At 35.5% G+C, this 16,962-nt stretch carries 19 protein-coding genes; 8 read left to right on the plus strand and 11 right to left on the minus strand.

Annotation, left to right across the window (positions count from 1 at the left end):
• Positions 1-11: 11 nt before the first annotated feature.
• From N0B16_RS03775 to N0B16_RS03790, 4 genes are all read right to left on the minus strand, one after another.
• Positions 12-1,256: a DUF1015 domain-containing protein gene (locus tag N0B16_RS03775; protein ID WP_262989392.1), complete on the minus strand. Its 1,245-nt coding sequence runs from the start codon at positions 1,254-1,256 to the stop codon at positions 12-14.
• A gap of 7 nt (positions 1,257-1,263) precedes the next feature.
• Positions 1,264-2,223 (minus strand): D-2-hydroxyacid dehydrogenase, encoded by a 960-nt coding sequence (locus tag N0B16_RS03780; protein ID WP_262989393.1) that lies wholly within the window; start codon positions 2,221-2,223, stop codon positions 1,264-1,266.
• A 110-nt stretch (positions 2,224-2,333) separates the two neighbouring features.
• Positions 2,334-3,398: a 3-phosphoserine/phosphohydroxythreonine transaminase gene (serC, locus tag N0B16_RS03785; protein WP_262989394.1), complete on the minus strand. Its 1,065-nt coding sequence runs from the start codon at positions 3,396-3,398 to the stop codon at positions 2,334-2,336.
• Positions 3,399-3,515: 117 nt separating this feature from the next.
• Positions 3,516-3,866, minus strand: coding sequence for a 4Fe-4S binding protein (locus N0B16_RS03790; RefSeq protein ID WP_262989395.1), 351 nt, complete (start codon positions 3,864-3,866; stop codon positions 3,516-3,518).
• A gap of 59 nt (positions 3,867-3,925) precedes the next feature.
• Here N0B16_RS03790 and N0B16_RS03795 point away from each other — a divergent pair, with 59 nt between their 5' ends.
• The 3 genes from N0B16_RS03795 to N0B16_RS03805 are packed head-to-tail and all read left to right on the plus strand — an operon-like array spanning position 3,926 to position 6,171.
• Positions 3,926-4,960, plus strand: a complete 1,035-nt coding sequence (locus N0B16_RS03795; protein ID WP_262989396.1) for an acyl-CoA reductase — start codon at positions 3,926-3,928, stop codon at positions 4,958-4,960.
• A gap of 46 nt (positions 4,961-5,006) precedes the next feature.
• Entirely contained in the window at positions 5,007-5,459 is a 453-nt protein-coding gene (locus N0B16_RS03800) for a peptidylprolyl isomerase (protein ID WP_262989397.1), read from the plus strand.
• Positions 5,460-5,487: 28 nt separating this feature from the next.
• Positions 5,488-6,171 (plus strand): Bax inhibitor-1/YccA family protein, encoded by a 684-nt coding sequence (locus N0B16_RS03805; protein ID WP_262989398.1) that lies wholly within the window; start codon positions 5,488-5,490, stop codon positions 6,169-6,171.
• 138 nt (positions 6,172-6,309) lie between these two features.
• Here the strand turns inward: N0B16_RS03805 and N0B16_RS03810 are convergent, their stop codons facing one another.
• The 3 genes from N0B16_RS03810 to N0B16_RS03820 all read right to left on the minus strand — a co-directional run bounded on the left by N0B16_RS03810 (position 6,310) and on the right by N0B16_RS03820 (position 7,612).
• Complete coding sequence (locus N0B16_RS03810) at positions 6,310-6,558, minus strand: DUF6952 family protein (RefSeq protein ID WP_027375263.1); 249 nt, start codon at positions 6,556-6,558, stop codon at positions 6,310-6,312.
• Entirely contained in the window at positions 6,555-6,863 is a 309-nt protein-coding gene (locus N0B16_RS03815) for a thioredoxin family protein (protein ID WP_262989399.1), read from the minus strand. The genes N0B16_RS03810 and N0B16_RS03815 overlap by 4 nt, the downstream gene beginning before the upstream one ends.
• A 116-nt stretch (positions 6,864-6,979) precedes the next feature.
• Positions 6,980-7,612: a peroxiredoxin gene (locus N0B16_RS03820; protein ID WP_262989400.1), complete on the minus strand. Its 633-nt coding sequence runs from the start codon at positions 7,610-7,612 to the stop codon at positions 6,980-6,982.
• Between the two features lie 203 nt (positions 7,613-7,815).
• Here N0B16_RS03820 and N0B16_RS03825 point away from each other — a divergent pair, with 203 nt between their 5' ends.
• Positions 7,816-7,974, plus strand: coding sequence for a bacteriocin-like protein (locus N0B16_RS03825; protein ID WP_262989401.1), 159 nt, complete (start codon positions 7,816-7,818; stop codon positions 7,972-7,974).
• A gap of 68 nt (positions 7,975-8,042) precedes the next feature.
• On the opposite strand, the gene N0B16_RS03830 is transcribed toward N0B16_RS03825, so the two are convergent.
• Positions 8,043-9,236, minus strand: a complete 1,194-nt coding sequence (locus N0B16_RS03830) for a pyridoxal phosphate-dependent aminotransferase (protein WP_262989402.1) — start codon at positions 9,234-9,236, stop codon at positions 8,043-8,045.
• Between the two features lie 150 nt (positions 9,237-9,386).
• Here N0B16_RS03830 and rsmG point away from each other — a divergent pair, with 150 nt between their 5' ends.
• The 4 genes from rsmG (at position 9,387) to N0B16_RS03850 (ending at position 13,726) form a co-directional block, all read left to right on the plus strand.
• Positions 9,387-10,022, plus strand: coding sequence for a 16S rRNA (guanine(527)-N(7))-methyltransferase RsmG (gene rsmG / locus N0B16_RS03835; protein WP_262989403.1), 636 nt, complete (start codon positions 9,387-9,389; stop codon positions 10,020-10,022).
• A gap of 64 nt (positions 10,023-10,086) precedes the next feature.
• A complete protein-coding gene (locus N0B16_RS03840; protein WP_262989404.1) occupies positions 10,087-10,491 on the plus strand; it encodes a hypothetical protein in 405 nt (134 codons plus the stop codon).
• A gap of 2 nt (positions 10,492-10,493) precedes the next feature.
• Positions 10,494-11,030, plus strand: a complete 537-nt coding sequence (locus tag N0B16_RS03845) for a DUF922 domain-containing protein (protein ID WP_262989405.1) — start codon at positions 10,494-10,496, stop codon at positions 11,028-11,030.
• Positions 11,027-13,726, plus strand: a complete 2,700-nt coding sequence (locus N0B16_RS03850) for a PD-(D/E)XK nuclease family protein (RefSeq protein ID WP_262989406.1) — start codon at positions 11,027-11,029, stop codon at positions 13,724-13,726. The genes N0B16_RS03845 and N0B16_RS03850 overlap by 4 nt, the downstream gene beginning before the upstream one ends.
• A gap of 68 nt (positions 13,727-13,794) precedes the next feature.
• Here N0B16_RS03850 and N0B16_RS03855 read toward each other — a convergent pair whose 3' ends face one another.
• The 3 genes from N0B16_RS03855 to N0B16_RS03865 form a co-directional block, all read right to left on the minus strand.
• Complete coding sequence (locus N0B16_RS03855) at positions 13,795-14,973, minus strand: acyl-CoA dehydrogenase family protein (protein WP_262989407.1); 1,179 nt, start codon at positions 14,971-14,973, stop codon at positions 13,795-13,797.
• A 66-nt stretch (positions 14,974-15,039) separates the two neighbouring features.
• Positions 15,040-15,780, minus strand: a complete 741-nt coding sequence (locus N0B16_RS03860; protein ID WP_262989408.1) for an NUDIX hydrolase — start codon at positions 15,778-15,780, stop codon at positions 15,040-15,042.
• A 22-nt stretch (positions 15,781-15,802) separates the two neighbouring features.
• Complete coding sequence (locus N0B16_RS03865) at positions 15,803-16,915, minus strand: MFS transporter (protein ID WP_262989409.1); 1,113 nt, start codon at positions 16,913-16,915, stop codon at positions 15,803-15,805.
• Between the last annotated feature and the right edge of the window lie 47 nt (positions 16,916-16,962).

A 16,962-nucleotide genomic window follows, 5' to 3' on the forward strand; every position in this document is an offset into this window, starting at 1 on the left:
AAAAAAGCTAATTAAGGTTTCATATCGTACATTAATAATGCAGTGATCAGTTTTGGCTCTATAAAAGTACATTTTGGAGGCATGCGAAGTTTCAAATCAGAAATTTTAATCATATCATTAAAACTTACCGGATAAATCCCAAAACCTACTTTTCCTTCACCTTTGTCTACTTTTTCTTTCAGAATTTTAATTCCTTCAATGTTTGACATCCCTTTTACATAACTGATCTTGTCTGAACTGTCTGAATCTTTAATCTGAAGGATATCTTTAATAATATATTTATCCAGAAGATGATGATCAAGATTATCCAGAGACATCTCCTGTGATCGTAGGTCATGCTTTACGTGAAGCGAATAGAACTTTCCATCGATATAAATCGATAAATGGAATTTCTGTGACGGATAATAAGGGGTTTCTCCCTTTTCATGAATCAGAAAATACTTTTCAAGTTTCTTTAAAAACTCATCTGTTGAAAGATCACCAATGTCGCTTATAATTCTGTTATAATCATGAATTTTAATTGACTGATTGGAAACGATGAAACTGTACACAAAGTTATAGGCTTCCGTACCGTTGTGCTTTTTATTTTTTTCTTTAAGGTGCTTTGCATGAAGCGCCGTAGAACCGATTCTGTGATGGCCGTCTGCAATGTAGAAGGAATCAATCTGATCAATCACTTCTTTAAATTGCTGAAGCTTTAATCGGTTGTCTATTCTCCAGATTTTATGACGGATTCCGATAGAATCTATATGATTGAAAATCGGAACATTTTTTTCTTCATGATTCATCAGCAATTCTATTTTAGAATTGGCAGGATAAGTAAGCAAAACAGGTTCTGCCTGGATATTTACTTTATCAAGATAATGCGCCAGCTTTTCTTTTTTTTGCGGAATGGTGCTTTCATGCCTTTTTATTTTTCCTGCCAGGAAATCTTCAATGCTTGTAAGGCCCAACAATCCCCTGAATACCTGTTTATTAGGATAAATCTGTTCGTAGAGATAATAAGCAGAGCTGTCCTGAACAAGAATTTTTTCTTCCAGGAGTTCCTCAAAAGTAGAACGTATTTTCCTCAGATTCCGGTCGACATCTTTGGATTTGCTCACTACATACGGCTTGATCATATTCATGTATGTATTTTCTACCTGTGCTTTCTCAGCGATTTCTGCCTGAGTAAAATTGTCGATCGGATGAGTAGGAAAGGTGGCTTCATGATCTTTATGAGGTCTTATCCCACGGAAAGGTTTAAAAACTGGCATATATTATTTATAGTTTCTTTATAATTTCGATAATCTGCTCTGCAAGCTCGACCCCGATTTTTTCCTGCGCATCTATTGTATTTCCTCCAAGATGCGGAGTGAGAGACAGGCTCGGATTCATTAATAAAATCAGTTCGGGAGTAGGTTCGTTTTCGAAAACATCAAGCGCAGCTCCTGCAATCCTGCCATAATCGATATAATCAAGCAGCGTAACTTCGTTGATAACGCCTCCTCTTGCAGTATTGACAATATAAACGCCTTCTTTCATGAGTTCAAACTGAGGGGTATCAATGATGTATTCATTTGTTTTAGGCGTATTGATGCTTATAAAATCGGTGTCTTTGAAAAATGCTTCAGAATCATTGGTAGAGGTGATCTCAAAATCAACTGACTGCCCGTTAAAAAAGTTTAAAGTAACAGTTTTTGTTTTTGGCTTTCTGGTCAATACTTTGATTTTCATCCCCAGTGAAATCCCTATTTTCACCACTTCCTGCCCGATGCTCCCAAACCCTATAACACCTAATGTTTTTCCTGAAAGTTCATACGCTTTACTGAATGATTTCTTCATCGCGTCAAAATGGGTATCGCCTTCTAAAGGCATCATCCTGTTGGATTCATGAAGGAATCTTGCCAATGAAAAGAAATGGGCAAAAACCAGTTCTGCGACCGATCTTGATGATGCAGTAGGCGTATTGATCACATACAATCCTTTTTCTATAGCATATTCTACATCGATATTATCCATCCCGATGCCGCCTCTTCCGATTATTTTAAGGCTTGGACAAGCGTCAATCAGATCTTTTCTTACTTTGGTCGCACTTCTAACCAGAAGAACATCTACATTGTTTTCGTTGATAAAACCAATAACATGATCCTGGGAAACTCTGTTATCGAGAAGTTCGATCCCTGCTTCTTTTAGAGCCAGTTCTCCTGCTTTGGAAATTCCGTCGTTTGCTAAGACTTTCATATTACTTTTTAGATATTGGATCTCAGACCATAGATTATAGACTTATTTCGTCTGTTATCTTTTATCTGAAAGCTTTTAACCTTTAATTTTTTTGTGTTGCCTAAATTAAGTTATTTTATTGACTTCATTACGTCTACCAAAACTTGTACGCTTTCTATAGGCAAAGCATTGTAAAGACTGGCTCTGTAGCCTCCGAGACTTCTGTGGCCATTCAGCCCGCTGATCCCCGCGGCTTTCCATGCGGCGTCAAATTCTTCTTTTTTGCTGTCGTCCATTAATTTAAAAGAAACATTCATTAACGAACGGTCTTCCTTTTCACAGAAACTTTCAAATAAAGGATTGCTGTCGATCTCATCATACAGCAATTTTGCCTTTGCTTCGTTTCGGGCTTCAGCAGCAGCAATACCACCATTGTTTTCTAAATATTGCAGTGTTAACAGGGATGCGTATACCGGAAAAACAGGAGGCGTATTATACATTGATTCTTTAGAAATATGCTCAGCGTAATCTAAGATAGAAAACATGTTTTCTCTTCCGGTCTTGCCTAAAATTTCTTTTTTAATAACCACTAAAGTCACTCCTGCAGGTCCCATATTTTTTTGAGCTCCGGCGTAGATCAAATCGAATTTTGAGAAATCCAGCTGTCTGGAGAATATATCCGAACTCATATCGCAAACCATTACGGTATCCACTTCAGGGAAAGATTTCATCTGAGTTCCATAGATCGTATTGTTTGAGGTACAGTGAAAATAATCATACTCTGAACCTACTGTATAATCTTTAGGGATAAAAGAATAGTTTTTTTCTTTTGAAGATCCTACAACATCTACTGTTCCTACTTTTTTTGCTTCTTTAATTGCTCCTGCAGCCCACGTTCCGGTATCGGTATAAGCTGCTTTTCCGCCTACTTTCATTAAATTGTAAGGAACCATTGCGAATTGCAGACTTGCACCTCCTCCTAAATAGAGAACTTCATAATCGTCACCCAGGTTCATCAGTCTTTTTACAATTGCACGAGCTTCATCCATTACCGCGACAAAATCTTTGCTTCTGTGCGAGATCTCAAGAAGCGATAAACCAATCCCGTTAAAGTCTAAAATAGCCTGTGCCGATTTTTCGAATACTTCCTGAGGTAAGATACATGGTCCTGCGCTGAAATTGTGCTTTTTGCTCATAATTTTACTTTTTGTTTTTATTGAAAGATTTTGCCGATTTTATGATCTGCTGTTTTTAATTGATGTCTAAATATAATCAATAAAAACGCCGTCTCATACTATTTGAGACGGCGTTTTTTATTCACCGTGTAAAAATGCTTTTTTATGAAGCAGTGCTTCTTCAGATTCAACATGATCTTCATCCGGAACACAGCAGTCTACAGGGCAAACTGCGGCGCACTGCGGCTCTTCATGGAATCCCTTGCATTCTGTACATTTATCTGTAACAATGAAGTAGACATCATCACTTACGGGCTCCTGTGGCGAATCTGCATTTACCGTTAATCCCGATGGTAATGTCACAGTACCTTTCAGTTCGGTACCTTCTGAAGCTTTCCAGTCGACTGCTCCTTCATATATTGCATTATTCGGACACTCTGGTTCGCAGGCGCCGCAATTGATGCATTCATCAGTTATTTTAATAGCCATCGCTAATTTTTTTTAAATTTGCACAAAATTACAAAATATTCCCCAATTTTACAGTAATTATGAATACGGAAAAGCAAGTTTTAGGACTTATTGAATTAAGTAACTATATAAATACATTTTTATCTAAAAATGAAGACGATTTTAACGAAGATGATTACGAATTTGAATCAGTTTTGAAAAGATCGGAAATTGAGAACCCATGGTTTACCCTTGAAAACCAGAAATTTGCACTACAGCAATGGTCTGATTTATTAACAGGACCGTCGATCAAAAAATGGATGAGTTCCTATTCTATATCAAAGACTTCAAAAAGAGTAGGGCTTATTTTGGCCGGAAATATTCCTCTGGTAGGTTTTCACGATGTGATTTCTGTTGTTTTGAGCAATCATATACCGGTGATTAAACTATCTTCCAAGGATAAACGCATGATTCCGTTTTTATTGAATAAATGGAAAAAATTTTCAGATCAGAATGTGGATTTTGAGTTTATTGAAAGACTGGAAAATTATGATGCGGTAATTGCAACCGGAAGTAACAATACCGCAAGATACCTGGAATATTATTTTAAAAATCATCTGAGCATCATCAGGAAAAACCGTACTTCTGTCGCGGTTTTAAAAGGTGACGAGACTGAAGAGGAGCTCAAACTTCTGGCAAAAGATATTTTTATGTATTTCGGATTGGGATGCAGAAATGTCACTCGTCTTTTTATCCCTGAAGATTTTGTAATCGACAGGATTTTTGAAAGCTTTATAGACTTTAAAGAAATTATAAACCATAATAAATACGCTAATAATTACGATTATAACCGTGCTGTTTATCTTTTGAATCAGGATCAGTTTTGGGATAATAATTTTGTTATGCTGAAAGAAGATGAGAAATTGTTTAGTCCGTTATCTGTAATTCATTTCAGCAGATACTCTTCTTTGGATGACGTTGAAGATTTTATCGAAGAAAATGAAAAAGACATTCAGTGTATTGTTGCTAAAAAAGAGCTGAATTTTAATTCTGTCAGTTTCGGAGAAGCACAGAATCCGGGATTAGATACGTATGCAGATAATATTGATACCATGAAGTTTTTGGAGGTGATCTGATTATTCTTCGTATCTTCATTCATAAATTAACAATTAAATCATTACAATGACCAAAATATTTTTAATAATATCCCTTTTATCTGTACAGCTTTTTTATTCGCAGGAAGTTGTAGATCTGAAAGTTGAAAACAACAGAAAAACAGACACACCTCTGGATCTCAATAAAAAACAGATCGAATTGTATAACGGGAGATTTTCACAGTTTGTCGCTGCCTTAAAATCTTCTGACCGCAAAAGAATGGAAAGCTTACTTTCTGATAATGCGAAAAAAGTCGTTACGGATGCCGTTTATACGAAGCTCGGTACAGAAATTAACACCACCAGAAAAATGGAGATCATAAAAATGGGGTATAAGCCGCTGTTGGATGGCAATACATATCCCATGATTCAATATAAGTATGCAGATGATAAAGCAGTTGATCCTAAAGAAGTGATTACAGTAGTTTTTGAAAATGATGGCAAAATTCTTGGTATAAAACCGTTTAAAAAAACAAAATAAATTATTAAAATTTTATAAAAATATAATTATGATTTCAAATGTTATAGTTGCGCAATCTACCGAGGTTGAAAAAGCAAATTTTTACAAAAAAACATATGCACACGTCGCCTTTGCAATATTAGCTTTTATAGGAGTGGAAACAGTTCTGCTGAAAATTGTACCGGCAGAATTAATTTATATGATGTTTGTTCAGAAATATGCGTGGTTATTAATTATCGGTGTTTTCTGGCTGGCTTCATTTTTAGCGTCCAAATGGTCTTTGTCTCAGAGCAGGGCAACACAGTATTTTGGCTTGGGATTTTATGTCGTGCTTGAAGCTATGATTTTTCTTCCTTTAATCTACATTGCCATATTACAATCGGGAGGGCAGGTTATTTTTCAGGCGGCAACGCTTACCACTGCCATGTTTGCAGGGATATCTGCAGTGGCCTTTACTTCAAAAAGAGATTTTTCATTTTTAAGAAATATCATTGTAATCGGAGGTTTTATTGCACTGGGTTTGATCGTTGGCGGAATGCTTTTCGGGTTTAATCTTGGTCTTTGGTTTTCCGTGGGAATGGTAATTTTGGCTTCAGCAAGCATTTTATATCAAACAAGCAAGCTTAAAGATTCTTATACTACCAATCAGTATGTAGGAGCTTCTTTGCAGCTTTTTGCTTCGATAATGCTGTTGTTCTGGTATATTTTGAGCATCTTAAACAGAAGAAGCTAATAAATTACGAATTATAAATTATGAATTACAAAATTCAAATTCATATATAAATTAAAAAATCCTGATTTTTACATCAGGATTTTTTTTTGAGAATCATCTCTCTTTATATCAATTCTTAATCTTTACTTTTTAAAGTAATTATTTATCAATAGATCCTAAAACCTTCTGGGCAAAAGAATTTAAAGCATCTTTTTCACTCATTCCGTTTTGTACGTTGGCATGAACTTCCAAAGCGCCGCAGATATTGGTAATCAATTCACCGGCAACGTTTAAGTCTTCTTCACTCGTTCCTCTGAATTCGCTGAAGCTTTCTAAAACTTCCAGTGTTTTTTCAAGATTTTCGGGGGTCTGGTTTTGATAAAACTGTCTTATTACAGGAAGCTTCATGATAATTCATTAAAAAGGTTAATTAAACTTTCTGCCTGGTTCGATTGTACCTGATTCACCAATTCTCCATTTTTAAAAATAGCGAATGTAGGCAGATTATCAACTTTAGCCAGTTTTCTGCTTTCAGGAAGTTTTTCTGCGTCTACATACAAAAACGGAATCTCATCATTTTCAGAGGCCAGCTTTTTGAATTTTGGCTTCATAATTCTGCAGTTTCCGCACCATGTTGCTCCGTACTGTACCACTACTTTTTCATTTTCGCTTACAATATTCTGCAGCGTATCGTCTGTTAATTCTGTGTACATAAGTTAAATTTTCCAAATTTAACAATGTAGTAATTTAATAATTTACCAATCTAACAATTGAAAAAGAGTCTTAAAATTGTTATACTGTTAAATTGCTACATTGATATATTAAAACTTTAGTTTTTTGATAAATACTCAGCGGTAGAATTTCGGTCAGCTTTCATCGCGTCTTTTCCTTCTTCCCAGTTTGCAGGGCAAACTTCTCCGTGTTTCTGAACGTGTGTATACGCATCAATTAATCGTAAATATTCTTTCACATTTCTTCCAAGCGGCATATCATTTACAGACTCGTGGAATACTTTTCCGGTCTCGTCAATAAGATAAGTTGCTCTGTATGTAACATTTGAACCTGTAAAATATTCGTTTCCTTCTTCATCAAACTCAAGATCCTGATCTACAATATCCAGCAAATTAGCCAGTTGTCTGTGTGTATCAGCTAATAATGGATACGTTACTCCTTCAATACCTCCGTTATCTTTTGAAACATTCAACCATGCAAAATGCACTTCGTTGGTGTCGCAAGAAGCACCGATAACTTTAGTGTTTCTTTTTTCAAATTCTCCTAAAGCTTCCTGAAAAGCGTGAAGCTCAGTCGGGCAAACAAAAGTAAAATCTTTCGGATACCAGAATAAAAGCACTTTTTGTTGATTTTTTGTAGTTTCTTCAAAAATGTTGATTCTAAGATCATCACCCATTTCAGACATTGCGTCAATCGTTACGTTTGGGAATTTTTTTCCTACTAAAGACATATTTTTTATTTTTTTGTTTTATTTATGATGCAAATATATAATTAATTTGTCTATCAAGAAAATACTTTCCAATTAATAAAATCTATAATTGTTTTTTATTACTTATTGAAAATATAGAATTAATTTAAATTTAAAATATTTATTTCATTAACTTTGAACATATAGAAATTTAAAATTTTATATCACAATCAAATCCAATTATTATGAAAAATTTAAAAAGTCTCTCAAGAAAAGAGCTGAAGGCGATTAAAGGTGCGGCAACTACTTCAAAATGTCCTCCCGGAAAATATTATTGTCCCGATGCTGACGTTTGTATCGCTATTAATGAAGAATGTTACATTATTATTCCTCCAGACTTATAGGTATAAGGATGTTTATCATGCTAATAAAATTGTAAAAGAAAGTTCTTCCCTGGGGAAGAACTTCTAATTTATTTAGACGTTGTCAGTAATTCTTTTATTCTCTTCATCGCTTCCCTTAAATCTTCTTCTGAAGCGGCATATGAAAAGCGGATACATTCCGGGCTGCCGAACGATACTCCGCCTACACAGCCTACGTGAGCATTTTCCAGAATGTACATGGCAAAATCATCAGCATCTTTTATTTCGGTTCCATTCAAAGTTTTCCCGATATAAAAAGAAATATCCGGGAAAAAGTAAAATGCAGCTTTCGGCAAAAGAACTTTAAATCCTGGGATTTCCTTAATCAGCTCATACATCAGATTTCTTCTTTCTTCAAAGGCATCAATCATGTATCTGTATTCAGACGGATCCGTTTTTAAAGCAGTGATGGAAGCTCTCTGCGCCACGGTATTCGCACCGCTTGTCATTTGCCCCTGAATTTTTTCACAGGCTTTAGCCAGCCATTCCGGACAGGCTGAATAACCAATTCTCCAGCCTGTCATCGCAAAAGCTTTTGACATTCCGTTAATGACCGCAGTTTGCTCGTATATTTCTGGAAACTGTGCTATTGAAGTGGTATTTGTTTCATAATTGATGTATTCATAGATCTCATCGGAAATTACGGTTACGTGAGGATATTTGGCAATTACTTTTGCCAGGGATTTCAATTCATCATACGTATAATATCCGCCGGAAGGATTGCAGGGCGAACTGAAAAGAATGGCTTTGGTCTTATCTGTAATTGCCTGTTCCAGCTGTTCTGCCGTGATTTTAAAATCGGTTACATAAGAAGTTGGAAGCAAGGTAGAATTTCCGCCCATCATTTTTACCATCTCATCGTAGCTTACCCAAAAAGGTGCGGGAAGCAAAACTTCATCTCCGTCATTGATTATTGAGGCCAATACATTTAAGATGGCCTGTTTTGCACCGTTCGAAACGCATATTTGCGATGCTTTATAATCTAGATTATTATCTCTTTTCAGTTTATAAGAAATTGCTTCACGAAGTTCCAAAAATCCCGGAACAGGAGAGTAGTGGCTGTAATTATCGTTGATGGCATCAAAAGCGGCCTGTTTTATATTGTTTGGAACGTCAAAATCCGGCTCGCCAAGCGTTAAGCTTATAACGTCTATTCCACTGGCTTTCATCTCTCTGGCTTTATTTGACATGACGAAAGTCTGTGAGTATCCTAATCTTTGTACTCTCTCTGAAAGTTTATTCATGTAGTTCTTTTGTATTTTAACAAATATATATATAAAAGTTTAATCTGTTAAAATAGCGTTATTATTGTTTATAAAATGCAATGCTCAACTTTATTGTGTAATTCCATAAACCATTAAAAAAACTTATTTTTGCGTTTATAATTACTTACCATGTCAATAGCTTTAATTCAGAAATATTTCCCTGATCTTTCAGAAACGCAGATTACGCAGTTTATCCAGCTTGAAAATCTTTACAACGAATGGAACGAAAAGATCAATGTGATCTCGCGCAAGGATATGGAATCCCTTTATGAAAAGCATATTCTCCATTCTTTAGGCATTGCAAAGGTAATGGCATTTGCTCCGAAAACCAAAGTTCTTGATATCGGAACCGGTGGCGGATTTCCGGGGATTCCTCTGGCAATTTTATTTCCGGAAGTGCAGTTTACCCTTATAGATTCTATTGGTAAAAAAATTACGGTGGTGAATGAAGTTGCGTCCGGAATAGGATTGAAAAATGTTACAGCCATACATGGAAGGGCAGAGAAAATAAAAGAAAAATTTCATTTTGTAGTAAGCCGTGCCGTTACACAGATGCCGGAATTTTTACGTTGGCTGAAAGGGAAATTTGAAAAAGAACAGTTTAATACAAAACATAATGGCGTTCTTTACCTGAAAGGTGGAGAGCTTGCAGAAGAGCTTGCAGGGCTGAAATGCGAAATATTTAGTCTTAAAAATTATTTTGAAGAAGATTTTTTTGAAACCAAAAAAGTAGTATATTTATCTAAAGGCAATTTTAATTCTTAATTGAGTAATAAAAAGTACTAAATTTTGATTTTTAACGTTTAATAATTATAAATTTTTATCATAAATGAAAACGTTTTTATATTTGGGTGTATCAGCTGTTTTTGTAGGGATTTCTCTGGGATCCTGTAAAGATGATGATTACGATACCATTCAGTCTGCCGATAGAATAAAAATAGACAGTGTACAGATTGTAAATGATACGATGTCTGTTTTCGGAGTTCAGAGCATTCGTACGTACTCCACGTATCCTTCTCATTGTGAAGGGTTTTACGGATATGATTATATATATTCGGGTGAGTTTTCGAGAGATGTGACTTCTTACCAGTATCATACTAACGGAAATTGTGCTTCTGCGCCCTTTTCAGCTGCCAGTCAGCTCAATTTCAGTCCGCAGAAAAAAGGAAATTACACATTCAGATTCTGGACCGGAAATAACAGTTGGATCACCAAAACCATTGTAGTAGAATAATAATGAAAGGAATTTTTTTAACTCTTTTTTTAATTTCAAATGCGGTGTGGGGTCAGAAGATTATCTGGAAAAGTGATCTGAAACTTACATGGGCTAACTTTAAAAGCAAAACCAATAATATGAATGGCTCCAATGTGGTTGCCTACACGCATTGCGGCTGGGAATATTCCGTATTGACTTCCAGCGATATGAAGGCGCCTGTAAAAATTGAATTTGAAACCATTTTTAACGAAGATAAATCCTGGAAGGATGATAAAAGGATAAACGATTATATCCTGCTTCACGAGCAAAAACACTTTGATATTGCAGAATTGCATGCCAGAAAACTCCGTAAAGAAGTAGCTGAAAAAGTAATTACCAATGCAGACTACAAAAAATATTTTAAGGATATTTACAATAAAATTTCGGAAGAGTACAGAAATTTTCAGGTTTCTTATGACCGGGAAACAGATCACGGAATGAATAAGGAAAAGCAAAACCAGTACAATATTTTAATTACAGAAGAATTAGAGAAACTTAAAAATTATCAGAAATCTTGAAGTTTCTTGCCAAAATTGTAGATGAGCTGCTTTCACAAAATTCAGATTTGTCAGGCTATACCATTGTCTTGCCGGGTAAAAGGCCCATCGTTTTTATAAGACAAATTCTTGAAGAAAAAAACTATTCCGGTTTTCTTCCCAATTTCTATACAATAGAAGAGCTGATTATCAATATTGTAGATCAACAGCTAATCCAGGGAATCGCATTATGGCTGTTCGCTTTTGATGTGTATAAAACCTTACCTCTTATTCCGAATGATGACTTTGCCGAATTTCTGAAATGGTTTCCTACGCTCCAGAAAGACTGGGATGATATATTGAAATTCTCTGAAAATGATGAGGCCGTTTTACAGTATATGTTTGATGAAGAGCGGATTAAAGAATGGGCGCAGGATTTGGGAGATGAAGAAGAAGTACCCCGGAAAAAATTTCTCAACTTCTGGAGAAATATGAATATCTTTCTTCCTTTTTTAAAAAAGAAGCTTAAAGAAAGAAATTTTGCCACTTCGGGCATGATTACGGAAGCAGCAAAAAACAAAATCACAGAATTTGCTAAGAATACCTCCGAAAATTTCGTCTTCTGCGGATTTAACGCCTTTACGCCAGTAGAAGAAAAACTGGTAAGAAATCTCTTGCAGTGGGATAAAGCGCAATGCTTTTTCCAGGCAGACCATTATTATTTTGATGATGAAAGGCAGGAAGCCGGCAAATTTCTCAGAAATCATAAACTGTGGAAAGAATTTAATGACAGCCGTGCATTCAACTGGATCGAAAATGATTTTAACCAACCCAAAAAGATTAAGATTTATGAGGTTTCGGGGAATGTAACGCAGACTAAAATTTTGCCTGATATTTTTAAGGATATCAATAATAAAACATTTACCAATACCGCCGTAGTTTTACTCGATGAAAACCTTCTTCCTGCAAGTCTGGATGTGATGCATGATATTGAAAACCTGAATATCACCATGGGTTTTCCATTGAAAAACCTTTCTTTCTCCAATGCGGTCAAACAGCTTTTTTATTTACAGAAACAACTGGAAAAAAACAAATCGTCTTATTATTACAGAGATATTTTTCCGATTCTTGAAGAGCTTCCAAAAACTGCTGAAGATGAAGATATCATCAATCATTTTAAAGCGCAGATTGAAGAAAAAAACATTGTTTATATTTCAAAAAACTTGGTTACAGAATTATTGCATGATTTGTCTTACTTTAATCTTCTTCACAAAACAGAATCCGGTTTCCATTTTCTGGATGCTCTTACTGCGTATTGCCAGAAAATAAAATGGCTGGAACTGGATGATATACAGTACGAAAACGTATCTCATTTCGAGAATGCCTTTAAAATTATAAAAAATCAGATTACGCCCTATGCTTTTGATGTTCAGATAGAAACGTTAGAGATTCTTATCAATCAGCATATCAATTCAGAAAGTATTGATTTTCAGGGAGAACCCTTAAGAGGATTGCAGGTAATGGGCCTTTTGGAAACGCGTCTCCTCAATTTTGAGAATGTCATTATGCTTTCTGTCAATGAAGGGAAACTACCTCTAGGAAACTCACAGAATACCTATATTCCATTTGACATCAGAAAACATTTTGATCTTCACACTTTTCTGGAAAATGACAGTATTTATGCGTATCATTTTTATCGGCTTATTCAGGATGCTGAAAATGTACATTTATTGTTCAATGCATTAAGTTCGGGCGTTAATACCGGAGAGAAAAGCAGATTTATTACCCAGATTGAGATGGAAAGTTCCCATACAATTGAACATCTGATTGTTGAAAATACTTCTGAACCGATAGTTACAAAACCCATTGAATTTATAAAAACGGAAATTGTAATGGAGCAACTGCAGAAATGGAAATCAAAAGTTTCTGCTTCGCACCTTACAAGCTATCTATACAATCCTGTGGATTTTTATTTATCTAAAATTCTGAATACTTCGGAAGCTGATGAAATTGAAGAAGAATTATCAGTAAGAAATTATGGAAACCTGGTTCATTTTACCCTTCAAGAAATCTATGAGAACTTAATTGGTAAGATACTTAAAAATAGTGATTTAGAAAATTCAATTAAACGAATAGATGAATATATCAATCTGGCAATAGCAAAGCTAAAACATCAGCCGGAATTTTATGATAAGGGGATGAACTTTATTCATAAAGCCATTGCAAAAAAAGTTATCGAAGCCATTCTGAAATATGATCTTGAACTGACCAAGCAAGGAAATACTCTTGAAATAATTGATATCGAACGACGGTTTGACCAAGTCGATTTTTATCTAAATGATAACAAAACCGATAAAATTTCTTTCATGGGATTTATCGACAGAATAGACCGTCTGAACGGAACGGTAAGAATTATTGATTACAAATCTGCAAAAACCAAAAATCTTGTCATCAAGCTGGATGAAAATAACAAATCTGACTACTTTCACAGTAACGACAGAAAACAGGCTATGCAGTTGTGCATCTATCAATATGTGGTAGAAAATTTACCTGAGTTTTGGGGATATCCTGTAGAAACGGGAATCTGGAGTTTTGCAGAAGCAAAAAAAGGAATTGCCGCTTTACAGTTTGAAAAAGGAAATTTAGATGATGCAATGACTTCAATACAAAGCCTGATCCTGGAAATCCTCAATCCTGATGTTCCTTTTACAGAAAATATAAAATCTTACGGTTTTTAAAGTACGATTTAATCCATTAAAAAAGTCTGACCCCTATATGATCAGACTTTTTTTATTTTATATGTTTCTTAAAAAGCGTTGAATCCCGTAATATCCAATCCTGTAATGAGAAGATGCACATCATGAGTACCTTCATACGTAATCACCGATTCAAGATTAGCAGCATGCCTCATCATTGGGAATTCACCCATGATTCCCATTCCGCCAAGAATCTGTCTGGATTCTCTTGCAATATCAATAGCCATTTTTACATTATTTCTTTTCGCCATAGAAATTTGAGCCGGTGTTGCAGCATGGGCATTTTTAAGATTACCCAACTGTAAGCAAAGCAATTGAGCTTTCGTGATTTCCGTTAAGAATTCAGCTAATTTTTTCTGTTGTAACTGAAATGAACCGATTGGTTTTCCAAACTGTCTTCTTTCTTTAGAATACTGAACTGCGGTACAGTAGCAATCAATTGCCGCACCGATTACACCCCACGAAATACCGTATCGTGCCGAATTCAGGCAAGATAAAGGACCCTTTAATCCCGTAACTCCAGGAAGTAGATTTTCTTTCGGTACTTTCACGTTATTGAATACCAATTCACCGGTCTTTGAAGCCCTTAAGCTCCATTTATTATGTGTTTCCGGCGTTGTAAAGCCTTCCATACCTCTTTCAACGATTAATCCCTGTACTTTTCCGTCTTCATTTTTTGCCCAAATAACGGCGATGTCGCAAAGTGGAGAATTCGTAATCCACATTTTAGCCCCGTTTAACAGATAATGATCGCCCATATCTTTAAAATACGTTTCCATAGAACTTGGGTCTGAACCATGATTAGGCTCTGTCAAACCAAAAGAACCTATCATCTCTCCGGAAGCCAGTTGAGGCAAATATTTCTTTTTTTGCTCTTCGGAACCGAATTCATTGATCGGGAACATCACCAGTGAGCTCTGTACAGAAGCAGCTGAACGCACTGCAGAATCTCCTCTTTCCAGCTCCTGCATAATTAATCCGTATGAAATCTGATCCAAACCGGAACCACCGTATTCTTCAGGAATATAAGGACCCAAAGCGCCTATTTTCCCAAGTTCTTTCATTAAACCCGGTAAATCTGTATGATCTTGTGCAGCCTGATCGATATTCGGCATTACAAAACTTTCTACCCAGTCTCTTATTGACTGGCGAATAAGCTTGTGTTCTTCGGTAAGTAAGGCATCAATTCCGTAATAATCTGGGATGCTTGTAAGAGGATAATATGACATTAATATATTTTTTCTAAAAATAATACTTTTCGGGAGCTCTGGGAAATTTTTTCAGAGAAATGTACGCTAATCTTTAATAAAGCGATACAGGTACGGCGCTTTATTGGCAGAACCGTCGTACAGCTTTTCAAGTCTTTCGAGAGAATTCATACTGAGTATCTTACGCTGAAAATTATTTCTTCTGAATTTTTCACCTAAAATGGTCTCATATAAAACCTGAAGGTCTTTCATGGTAAATTTTTCCGGCAGAAGATTACTTGCAGCCACCTGAGTGTCAATGTTTTTACGTAAATATTCCAGTCCTTCGGCAATGATTCTTTCATGGTCAAATGCCATTTGGGGAAGTTTCCCGACCTCAAACCAATCGCAGGTTTCGTTAAAGGCATCAGGAAAGGTGTTGGTTAATGAAAAATCAATAAGGCTGCAATATCCTACCGTGATGAATCGCTGTAGAATCCAGTGGTCTTTTGGGATATCAAGGCCTTTATTGTTGATTAAGATCTGATGAACGTTATTTTCGGTACGATTGAGTCTCCCGAAAGTATGAAACTGCTCCAGAAAGAGGCCTTTAAGATGGGTTCTCTCATACAAAACCCTTGAAGCCGCTTCACGGAGATCTTCATCAATAAAAACAAAACCTCCGGGAAGAGACCACATATCGAGGTCATGATACTTAAGAAGCAAGACTTTTAAAATACCGTCATGAAAACCAAAAATAGTACAGTCTACAGAAAGATTTGGGATAAAATCTTTTTCCTCAATGAGCTGTTTTAGGGTTTCTATATTTTTTGAGCTGTCCGTTTTCATGCCCGTAAAAATAAAATTATTTTTAAAATTTTAAGGTATCCTGTTTAAAATAAAATAAACTTAAAATAAATAAAATAAAAACAGCCAATAATATATATATGGAGTAAAAATTAAGTAATTGATTTTCAAATAATAACGACATTAATATTGAGCTTACCGAACTTCCCAGTGAAGAAAATATAACAATTACCGAGGTGAAGGTGTTTATTTTCTGTTTATCAATTTTTGTAATCATCCGTGAATTAATAACAGGGTAGAGCGGTGACAAAAATAAACCGATTAACGGAAAGAGAAACAGAAGAATATTAGAATTATCCGCCAGGAAGTATTGTAAGACAGAGATAATACCAAGCAGCGTCATAATCATTATAAGACATGATAAATAATATCTTTTCAGCGAAAATCTGTGAATAATATTTGAAGTGATCATTCTTCCAATGTAAGAGAAAAATGCCAGCAACGATGAAGCCTGGATGGCAAAAAATGAATTGACTCTCAGATGGTTTTTATAAAAAGACGGCAACCATGAATTGAAGCTTTGTTCCGTAAAAACAATAAAAAATATAACGGAGAAAAATAGGAAAACCGGAGCTGTTTTGAATGATGACAAATTAAATAAAATCCCTCTTGCCAAAGTTTTATTTTCCTCAATCACTGGCGTTTTCAGCAATAAGAAAATAGTAAACAGTGAGATTAAGGAAATCGATATAAAACCGAATTTCCAGTACTCAGAATATTCACTGGAGATCAGACTTCCAAAACCGACATTCACCACGAAAATCCCGATCATAAAAGAAGCTTCAACTCGATTCATTGTTTTTGCAAGCGATTTCTCATCCGTAATATTGTTACGGATGATTCCGTAAACACAAATTTTGCCTATTGCAAAACACGTCCCTATAATCGCAAACCACAGTTTGAAAAACCAGAAATACTCTACAAAAGGTAAGATAGATGAACAAACCGCAACAATGCCCAATGCAAAGATCAGTGCTTTTTTAGTTCCTGTTTTGCTGATAAAATGCACCGCAAACAGAGAGATAAAAGCAATGGGTAAATCCTTAAAGGATTCTAAGAAACCAAGTTTGTCATATCCGATTTTTGCATTGGATAATTGAAGTATTACAATACCCATGCAATTAAGGACCATCGAAAAAATAAGAAACGTAAGTTTAAGCGGAA

The sequence above is a fragment of the Chryseobacterium gilvum genome, from assembly GCF_025628965.1.
Classification (GTDB): Bacteria; Bacteroidota; Bacteroidia; order Flavobacteriales; family Weeksellaceae; genus Chryseobacterium; species Chryseobacterium gilvum.